Raw genomic sequence first — 9,003 nt, forward strand, 5'->3', positions numbered from 1 at the left:
GGTGAGACCGTTAGCGACAGCGCGTCAGGCCCGCTAAGGCTGGCCTGTCACCAACCGACTGAGAGGCGGAGGAGCCGACTTTGAGCTCAACTAAGATTAAGGTGCTGTGCGTCGACGACTCGGCGCTGATACGGGACTTGCTCACCGAGATCATCAACAGCCAGCCGGACATGCAGGTGGTTGCAGTCGCGTCGGACCCGATCATGGCGCGCGATCTCATCAAGCAGTACAACCCCGATGTTCTGACCCTCGATGTCGAGATGCCGCGCATGGACGGTCTTGACTTCCTCGAGCGGCTGATGCGGCTGCGTCCAATGCCGGTGCTGATGGTCTCCTCGCTGACCCAGTCCGGTTCAGAGGTGACCCTACGGGCGCTTGAGCTCGGCGCGCTCGACTTCGTCGCCAAGCCTTCGATCGGGATTCGCCGCGGCATGATCGACTATACCGAGGAGATCGCCGAGAAGATCCGAGCCGCCGCACATTCGCGCCCGCGCCGAGCCCCCCACCGGCGCGATCCGCCCCCAACCCGACTCAAGGCGCCGATGATCTCGAGCGAAAAGCTGCTGATCATCGGTGCTTCAACCGGTGGTACCGAGGCCATTCGCCAAGTGCTCGAGCCCTTGCCCGCGAGCAGCCCGGGCATCCTGATCACCCAACACATGCCAGGCGGCTTTACCCGCTCGTTCGCCGATCGCCTCGATCGGCTCAGTCAGGTCTCCGTGAAGGAGGCTGAAGAAGGTGAGCGCGTGCTGCCCGGCCATGCCTACATCGCGCCCGGCGACCAACATCTGAAACTGGCCCGCAGCGGCGCCAATTATGTGGTCAAGCTCGACGACGGACCGCCCGTCAACCGCCATCGCCCCTCGGTCGATGTGCTGTTTCACTCCGCGGCCGAGTATGCTGGTCGCAATGCCATCGGGGTGATCCTCACTGGCATGGGCAAAGACGGCGCTGCCGGTCTGCTCGAAATGCGTAACGCTGGGGCACCAACCATTGCCCAGGATGAAGCAAGCTGCGTGGTCTTTGGCATGCCGCGCGAGGCGATTGCCCTCGGCGGGGCCTGCGAAATCATGGCGCTCGACGAGATCCCGGCACGCATGATGGCTCTAGCGGCCGCATCAGGTCGGGCGCAGCGGGTCTAGATGATTCGCAGAGTCGGCTCGATTCCACGACACAGGCAAGACCAGAAGAATGTTTAAGAACATCAGAATCGCCACTCAACTCTCATTCCTCGTCGGATTGCTCGCCGCCGCGCTGATTGCACTGACCGTGCTCGGGCTCTACGGGCAAAGCGAGGCCGTCGAAGGACTCGACACCGTTTATCAAGACCGCGTCTTGCCACTGGGCCAGCTCCAGTCCATCGTTGACAACTATGCTGTCAACATCGTCGACGCGTCACACAAGGTCAGCGACGGCACATTGACCTGGACCAAGGCGCAAAACGCGATCTCGACAGGGCTGGTCGAGATCGAATCTGCCTGGCAGTCCTACTTGGGGACCCTGTTGGTGCCACAGGAAGAGCGGTTGGTCAACGCGCTCAAGCCCCTATTGGCGAGTGCCGACGCTGCGCTCAGCGAGCTGCAACAGATCCTGCAGCGACAGGATCAGGCAGCGCTCGAGGCCTTTGTGAGCGACAAGCTCTATCCGGTCATCGACCCGATCGTTGAGGGCTTTCATGCGCTGATGGAGGTCCAGATCGAGGTTGCTGAGACGACCTATGAACAGGCCTCGGCACAGTATCTGAGCAACCGGAACATGATCATCACCGCACTCGTGGTGGTCCTGACTGGTGGCGTGCTCCTGGCCTGGCTGATTATTGCCGGTATCAATCGCCAGCTCGGTGCCGAGCCCTATCGGGTGGCCGAGATCGCCGAGCGGGTCGCCGATCAAGACCTGAGCCTCGAGATCCAGACCAAGGCCAATGACAACAGCAGCGTGCTCGTCGCCATGAAGCGCATGGTCACGCACCTCGCCGGGGTCATCGCCGAGGTGCGCCAGAGCAGTGAAGCCATTCACTTAGGGGCCAGCGAGATCGCCGCCGGCAACGCGGATCTCTCTTCACGCACCGAGCAGCAGGCCTCGGCCCTCGAGGAAACGGCCTCGAGCATGGAAGAGCTGACGGCCACCGTCAAACAGAATGCGGATAATGCGCGCCAGGCTAGCGGTCTCGCCCTCGAGGCCTCTGCCACAGCCGAACGCGGTGGCGACGTGGTTGGGCAGGTCGTCAAGACCATGCATGGCATCTCAAACAGCTCTCAGCAGATTGCCGAGATCACCAATGTCATCGATTCCATCGCCTTCCAAACCAACATCCTGGCGCTGAATGCGTCGGTTGAGGCCGCCCGCGCCGGCGAGCAAGGCCGCGGGTTTGCCGTGGTTGCCGGTGAGGTGCGCAACCTCGCCAGTCGCAGCGCGGACGCCGCAAAAGAGATCAAGGAATTGATCGAAGGGGCTGTTTCGCAGATCCAGGCGGGCTCATCCTTGGCGGAAAATGCAGGCACCACCATGGAAGAGGTGGTTGGGGCTGTGCGTCGAGTCACTGATATCATGGATGAGATATCGGCCGCCTCCCAAGAACAGAGTCAGGGGATTGATCAGGTCAGTCAGGCCGTTGGACAGATGGATGAGGTGACGCAGCAAAATGCAGCCTTGGTGCAGGAGGCATCAGCGGCAGCGGCATCCCTGGAAGAGCAGGCGAGCCGCATGGAACAGGCCATCGCCAAGTTCCGCCTGACCCGGACGGCGAGCGCCCCTAAGCAGCTGCCTGCCCCAAAACAAGGACGGAGCACGAAGCCTCATGCGAGGCCCGCTGCGCTGCCCCCTTCCGAGCGGCTCGAATCCCCGGGCAAGCCGGAGCCACGTCAAACAGCGCCCGCTGAAGACGAGTGGGAAGCCTTCTAGAGACGAATAGTTAGAGGATTCGCGATGGTAGACAAAAATATTGGCATACTGGTCGTCGACGACTTTCCGACCATGCGGCGCATTGTGCGCAGCCTGCTGAAGGAGCTTGGCTTCACCAACGTCGATGAGGCCGAGGATGGCCAGGACGCGCTGAACAAGCTCAAGGCCGGTGGGTTCAATTTCGTGGTCGCAGACTGGAACATGCCCAACCTGGATGGGATGGAAATGCTCAAGCAGATCCGCGCTGATCCAGACCTCAAAGACTTACCCGTTCTGATGGTCACGGCCGAGGCCAAGAAGGAAAATATCATTGCTGCCGCCCAAGCGGGTGCGAGCGGCTATGTGGTCAAGCCGTTCACCGCCGCCACGCTCGATGAAAAATTGAACAAGATCTTCGAGAAACTGGGCTGGTAGCAGCGAAACGACGACAGTCCAGGATTGCTGGAGACAGACAATGACCACGACACAAAAGCCGCAGGATGATCAGCAGGGCATGGATGTGCTGATCTCCCGAATCGGGAACCTGACCCGCCTGCTGCGCGACAGCATGCGCGAGCTTGGTCTCGATAAGGAGATCGAGAAGGCTGCAGAGGCCATCCCCGATGCCCGCGATCGGCTCAACTACATCGCCAATATGACCGAGCAGGCAGCGCATCGCGCGCTCAACGCCATTGATCGGGCGCAGCCGCTGCAGGAAGAGCTTGCGAGCCGCGCCGAAGCACTCGATAAGCGTTGGGCCGAGTGGTTTTCAGAGCCTCGAGAGTTGGATGCCGCACGCGCCATCGTCGAGGACACGCGCACCTTTCTCGCCGAGGTTCCGGAGAAAACGCAGGCCACCAATAAGGAACTGCTCGACATCATGATGGCGCAGGACTTCCAAGACCTGACCGGCCAAGTGATCAAACGGATGATGGAGGTGATCAGAGAGATTGAGAACCAGCTCGTGCAGGTGCTGATCGATAGCGTGCCGGAAGGCCAGGCGCGTGATGAGATGCAGCGCCGAGCTGATAGCAGCCGCTCGGATAGCCTACTCAACGGGCCGCAGATCAATCCCGAGGCCAACGACGTGATGGGCAGTCAGGATCAGGTCGACTCGCTGCTCGACGAGCTCGGATTCTGAACAAGCGACCGCTTGCCCAGTCTCTCTGCCAAAGGCACCATCGCTGTTGCGCAGCCCGCCTCCCATGAATGCTGGTGGCGATCAACCCGCGTGCTCGATGACTTGCGATGGCTGAAGACCAAGGCAACGACCAAGAAAAAACCGAAGAAGCCACCCCGCGACGCTTAGAGAAGGCGCGTGAAGAGGGCCAGGTTGCGCGTTCCCGCGAGCTGAGCACCTTTATGTTGCTGATGGTCGGCGTCGGCAGCTTCTGGGCTGGCGGCGCGATGATCTACGATCAGCTTGGCCTGATCATGGAGCAGGCGTTCCTGTTCGAGCGGCGTGAGGCGTTCGAGGTGTTGCCGATGCTCGTGAAGGCAACCGACCTGGTCGAGCGCAGCCTCTATGTCATGCTGCCCATCTTTCTCATGCTCACGCTCGCGGCCCTCGTCGCCCCCGTCTTGCTCGGTGGATGGCTGGTCTCGGCCAAGTCGCTTCAGCCGCAGCTTTCCAAGCTCAACCCGGTGAAAGGGATCAAGCGGGTTCTCGGTGTCCAGGCGCTGGTTGAGCTGGCCAAGGCGATTGCGAAATCAGTCCTTGTCGGCAGCGTCGCAGTCGCCTTCCTGATGGCGCACCGTGGGCATTACATGGACTTGATGGATCAGCCGATACAGCAGGCGCTGGCGAATACCCTAGAGCTCGCCGTGATGGCGAGCGGCCTTATGGTATTGGCCTTGCTCGTGGTCATTCTCATTGATATCCCTTATCAGCTCTGGAGCCACTCCAAGAAGCTGAAGATGACCAAGGAAGAGGTTAAGCGTGAGCACAAGGAATCAGACGGAGACCCTCAGGTCAAGGCCCGTATTCGTCAGCAACAGCAGGCGATGGCACGCGGTCGGATGATGACCAAAGTCCCCGAAGCGGACGTTATCATCACCAATCCACGTCGCTATGCCGTCGCACTCAGGTACGATGAGCAAGGTATGTCAGCGCCGCGCCTGGTCGCGAAGGGCGTTGATCTGGTCGCCGCTCGCATCTGCGAGATTGGCGACACGCATGGCGTGCCTCGGTTGGAGGCACCGCCGCTCGCCCGGGCGCTCTACCGCTACGTCGATCTCGATGCTGAAATTCCGATGGCACTCTATACCGCGGTCGCTGAAGTGATGGCTTGGGCCTTCCAGCTACGGCATTTTCATCGCGAAGGCGGTCTGCCTCCGCCGCTGCCACAACAGCTACCGATACCAAAGGAACTTCAGGTTCCAGCAGACCAGACCAACCCTGAGGCGCGGACATGACCGCCTTGAGCGCACTGCTCGAGAAACAGGCCTGGCTTGGCAATGTGCAGATGAAGGTGCTGGCTGGGCCGGTGCTCATCTTGCTGATTCTCAGCATGATGATCTTGCCGCTGCCGCCGTTCATCCTCGACCTGCTGTTCACCTTCAACATCGCCCTGGCCATCCTTGTGTTGCTGGTGAGCATGTTCACGCAAAAACCGCTGGATTTCGCGGCCTTTCCGGCGGTCCTGCTGTTTACGACCTTGCTGCGGCTCTCGCTCAATGTCGCCTCAACCCGGGTCATCCTGATGGATGGCCATCAGGGCGGCGATAGCGCCGGCAAGGTCATCCAGGCCTTCGGCGAGTTCCTGATCGGCGGTAATTTCGCCGTCGGCCTAGTGGTCTTTCTGATCTTGGTGATCATCAATTTCATGGTCATCACCAAAGGCGCCGGACGTATCGCCGAGGTCGGCGCGCGCTTCATGCTCGATGCCATGCCAGGTAAGCAGATGGCGATCGACGCGGATCTCAATGCCGGACTGATCGGCGAGGACGATGCACGCAGACGCCGCGGCGAGGTCTCACAAGAGGCGGATTTCTACGGCTCGATGGATGGTGCCAGTAAGTTCGTGCGCGGCGACGCAACCGCCGGACTGGTGATCATGGTGATCAATATCATCGGTGGCCTGCTGATCGGCATGATGCAGCATGACATGAGCTTCGCTGAAGCCGGGCGCACCTATACGCTGATGACCATCGGCGACGGCCTGGTCGCGCAGATCCCGGCACTGGTGATCTCAACTGCAGCCGGTGTGACGGTCTCTCGGGTCAACACCGAGCAGGATGTCGGGCAGCAGATGATTGGTCAGCTGTTCATCAACCCGCAGGTGTTGATCCTGGCTGCGATCGTGATGGGCATGTTGGGCATGGTGCCGGGCATGCCCAATCTGGTGTTTCTAATCTTTACCTCCCTCCTCGGCGGTCTTGCCTGGTATCTCCTGCATCAGCGGAAAATACTGCTCGTCGAGGAAGCGGTTGCACAGCCAACGACAACCACACAGGAGGCGCCTGAGGCAAGTTGGGACGATGTGCAACTGGTCGACACCCTCGGCCTCGAGGTCGGGCACCGCTTGATCCCTCTGGTCGATCAACGCCAACAAGGCGAGCTGCTCGGTCGTATCAAGAGCGTGCGCAAGAAGTTTGCACAGGACGTTGGCTTCCTACCGCCGGTGGTGCATATCCGAGATAATTTGGAGCTGGGGCCAAATACCTATCTGGTCTCACTCAAAGACGCCGAGATCGGTCGCTCCGAGGTCTTCCCCGGCAAATGGCTTGCGATCGATCCCGGGCAGGTCACCGGCAAGCTGGAGGGAACACCAACGCAAGACCCGGCCTTTGGCCTGGCCGCGGTTTGGATCGGCAGTGAGCAGCGCGAGCATGCCCAGGTCTACGGCTATACGGTGGTGGATGCCAGCACCGTGGTCGCCACCCACCTGAATCACCTGCTCCACCGGCATGCCGCTGAGATGCTCGGCCGTGCTGAAGTCCAGAATCTGCTCGACAAGCTCGGGGACGAGCAGAAAGGTTTGGTTGAAGAGGTGGTGCCGAAGCTGGTCTCGCTGACGGCATTCCAGCGCCTATTGCAGAATCTGCTCGTCGAAGAGGTGCCGATCCGCGACCTTCGCAGCATCCTCGACACGCTGGCCGAACATGCACCACAACAGCAGGATCTTGCCGAACTGACAGCCGCGGTCCGTATCGCGCTCGGGCGTGCCATCATCCAGCAGTGGTTCCCCGGCGAGAAGGTGCTGCGAGTGATTGGTCTGGACACCCAGCTCGAGCAGGTCTTACTGCAAGCCATGAGCGGTAACGGGGCACTCGAGCCGGGATTGGCTGAAACACTGATGCAACAAGCGGAAAAGGCGCTCACGCGTCAGGAGGCCGGTGGCGATCCGCCGGTGCTGGTCGTCCAACACAGCCTGCGCGCGGTGCTCGCGCGCTTCCTGCGCCGGCGCTTGCGCCACTTGGTGGTCATGTCCCAGGCCGAGATCCCGGATGATCGCACCCTGCGTGTGACGCAATTGATTGGAGGCAAGTAGCGTGATGGGACTTAGCCCGCTCATCGTCGACCAGATCGTCGACCTCATCGTCGACCTCATCGCCTCCGCCAAAAGATGGCAAAGGCTGGCACAGGACCTGCCGGCGACGACCACGGCCCGCACTGCCCTGTTGACGATATGCTTGGTCGCAGGGTTCAGCGGATTGAGCGCCTTTGCCGCTGGTAGCTGGGTCGCGACCGCACCTGCGCTGCGGGTCAGCATGGCCGAGCGGGAAAGTCTCTCGGTCCCCTTACTGCCACCGGCTTCGGTGCGCGCAGGCGAGATCCACAGCGTGATTTGGCGCTTCGAGGCACCTCCAGGCGCCACCTTGAAGGGGCGACTGTGTCAGGCTGATGACTGTGTGGCGGTTGCAACGATGCGCGGCAGGAGCCGCGCGCTTGCAGGACTCCCGGCAACGCAGCCACTACGGTTTCATTTCTCTCTCGACCAACCGCAACAGCAGGCCGTGGTCGTGCGTGGAATACAGCTCATCGTCAATTACCTGTGACGGATGATCTAAGAGAGCAAGGCAAACGGGATGTATACTGCCAAAGGCAAGATCGACCAGCACGAGCTCGTGACACAGTATTTGCCGCAGGTGCGCCGGCAGGCGCTCGCGCTCCAGGTCAAACTGCCTTCAAGTATCGAGCTTGACGATCTGATTCAGGCCGGGACGCTTGGACTGCTCGAGGCCTTGGGGCGTTTCGACGCGAGCCAGGGCGCCAGTTTTGCGACCTTTGCCAACCAGCGCATTCGTGGCGCGATGCTCGATGAGCTGCGCAGCCGCGATTGGCTGCCACGCAGCGTTCGTCGCAATGCCCGGGCGATGGATGAGGCCATCCATCGGCTGGAGCAGCGTCTGGGTCGCGCCCCTGAGGAGCACGAGATCGCCGCGGAAATGGAGATCGAGCTATCGGACTACCGACAACTCCTGAGCGATACCAACAATGGCCAATTCTTGCCCTTCGAGGAACTCATCCAGGAGGGAATCGAGCCGGGGGCGGCGAACCGCCCCAGCGACCCCTCGCTCAACAACCTGCTGGATAGCGAACAGCGCCAGCGGCTCATCGAGAGCATCGATGCCCTGCCCGAGCGCGAAAAACTGATGATGGCGCTCTACTACCAGGAAGAGCTCAATCTGAAGGAGATCGGGGCCGTTCTGGGGGTCAGCGAGTCGCGTGTCTGCCAGCTCCACAGCCAAGCGCTCAGTCGGATCAGAGCGCGGCTCCATGAGGCCGAGGCCGGTCAGTAACACCCAGTTGTTTTGTAGTAGCGTTAAGCATCCATGAATCCGTCTACTTTCATCGGCATCTTGGCCAGCATGTTATTGCTCGGCACCGTCCTCTTCTTCACCGCTGAGTCTCCTGACAGCTTTCTCAACTTGCCCGGCCTCGCCATCGTGCTGACAGGAACCATGGCGGCGACCTTTATTAGCTACCCATTGCGTGAAGTGCTGCGGGTTGTTGGCCTCGTCGGGGTGGTTTTCAGGCGCGAGAACACCTAGGTAGTGTTCTTGATCTGTACCGGTGATATTTTTTGATCAAAGAAAATTATATACTATTCTACTGTTAACGGTAAACTTTCGGGATCTTTAGTTATGGTACTTGAACCTGTTTGCTGCCCCCATTGC

General features: G+C 60.5%; 9 protein-coding genes. All 9 read left to right on the top strand.

Features of this window, described 5'->3' with window-relative positions; translation table 11 throughout:
* Positions 1-80 precede the first annotated feature (80 nt).
* The 9 genes from CKO42_RS08015 to CKO42_RS08055 all read left to right on the top strand — a co-directional run bounded on the left by CKO42_RS08015 (position 81) and on the right by CKO42_RS08055 (position 8,877).
* The gene (locus tag CKO42_RS08015) at positions 81-1,142 is read left to right on the top strand and encodes a protein-glutamate methylesterase/protein-glutamine glutaminase (RefSeq protein WP_200241779.1); all 1,062 of its coding nucleotides are present in this window, start codon (positions 81-83) and stop codon (positions 1,140-1,142) included.
* 49 nt (positions 1,143-1,191) lie between these two features.
* A complete protein-coding gene (locus tag CKO42_RS27915) occupies positions 1,192-2,901 on the top strand; it encodes a methyl-accepting chemotaxis protein (protein ID WP_274608893.1) in 1,710 nt (569 codons plus the stop codon).
* Positions 2,902-2,925: 24 nt separating this feature from the next.
* Positions 2,926-3,315, top strand: coding sequence for a chemotaxis response regulator CheY (gene cheY, locus CKO42_RS08025; RefSeq protein ID WP_200241781.1), 390 nt, complete (start codon positions 2,926-2,928; stop codon positions 3,313-3,315).
* Positions 3,316-3,355: 40 nt separating this feature from the next.
* Positions 3,356-4,021 (top strand): protein phosphatase CheZ, encoded by a 666-nt coding sequence (cheZ, locus tag CKO42_RS08030; protein WP_200241783.1) that lies wholly within the window; start codon positions 3,356-3,358, stop codon positions 4,019-4,021.
* Positions 4,022-4,128: 107 nt separating this feature from the next.
* Complete coding sequence (flhB, locus tag CKO42_RS08035) at positions 4,129-5,295, top strand: flagellar biosynthesis protein FlhB (RefSeq protein WP_200241785.1); 1,167 nt, start codon at positions 4,129-4,131, stop codon at positions 5,293-5,295.
* A gap of 50 nt (positions 5,296-5,345) precedes the next feature.
* Positions 5,346-7,373, top strand: a complete 2,028-nt coding sequence (gene flhA, locus CKO42_RS08040; protein ID WP_242479224.1) for a flagellar biosynthesis protein FlhA — start codon at positions 5,346-5,348, stop codon at positions 7,371-7,373.
* A gap of 4 nt (positions 7,374-7,377) precedes the next feature.
* The gene (locus tag CKO42_RS08045) at positions 7,378-7,881 is read left to right on the top strand and encodes a flagellar protein FlhE (RefSeq protein WP_200241790.1); all 504 of its coding nucleotides are present in this window, start codon (positions 7,378-7,380) and stop codon (positions 7,879-7,881) included.
* Positions 7,882-7,911: 30 nt separating this feature from the next.
* Entirely contained in the window at positions 7,912-8,625 is a 714-nt protein-coding gene (locus CKO42_RS08050) for an RNA polymerase sigma factor FliA (protein WP_200241792.1), read from the top strand.
* Positions 8,626-8,658: 33 nt separating this feature from the next.
* The gene (locus CKO42_RS08055; protein WP_200241794.1) at positions 8,659-8,877 is read left to right on the top strand and encodes a MotA/TolQ/ExbB proton channel family protein; all 219 of its coding nucleotides are present in this window, start codon (positions 8,659-8,661) and stop codon (positions 8,875-8,877) included.
* Positions 8,878-9,003: the final 126 nt, after the last annotated feature.

Origin of the sequence: Lamprobacter modestohalophilus, from assembly GCF_016583905.1 — a bacterium.
GTDB classification, from domain to species: domain Bacteria; phylum Pseudomonadota; class Gammaproteobacteria; order Chromatiales; family Chromatiaceae; genus Lamprobacter; species Lamprobacter modestohalophilus.

Bases quoted from the DNA above. Each gene is read 5' to 3' on its own strand.
- flhA (WP_242479224.1), top strand. From the start codon at position 5,346: ATGAAGGTGCTGGCTGGGCCGGTGCTCATCTTGCTGATTCTCAGCATG.
- cheZ (WP_200241783.1), top strand. From the start codon at position 3,356: ATGACCACGACACAAAAGCCGCAGGATGATCAGCAGGGCATGGATGTG.
- CKO42_RS08055 (WP_200241794.1), top strand. From the start codon at position 8,659: ATGAATCCGTCTACTTTCATCGGCATCTTGGCCAGCATGTTATTGCTC.
- CKO42_RS08045 (WP_200241790.1), top strand. From the start codon at position 7,378: ATGGGACTTAGCCCGCTCATCGTCGACCAGATCGTCGACCTCATCGTC.
- CKO42_RS27915 (WP_274608893.1), top strand. From the start codon at position 1,192: ATGTTTAAGAACATCAGAATCGCCACTCAACTCTCATTCCTCGTCGGA.
- cheY (WP_200241781.1), top strand. From the start codon at position 2,926: ATGGTAGACAAAAATATTGGCATACTGGTCGTCGACGACTTTCCGACC.
- flhB (WP_200241785.1), top strand. From the start codon at position 4,129: ATGGCTGAAGACCAAGGCAACGACCAAGAAAAAACCGAAGAAGCCACC.
- CKO42_RS08050 (WP_200241792.1), top strand. From the start codon at position 7,912: ATGTATACTGCCAAAGGCAAGATCGACCAGCACGAGCTCGTGACACAG.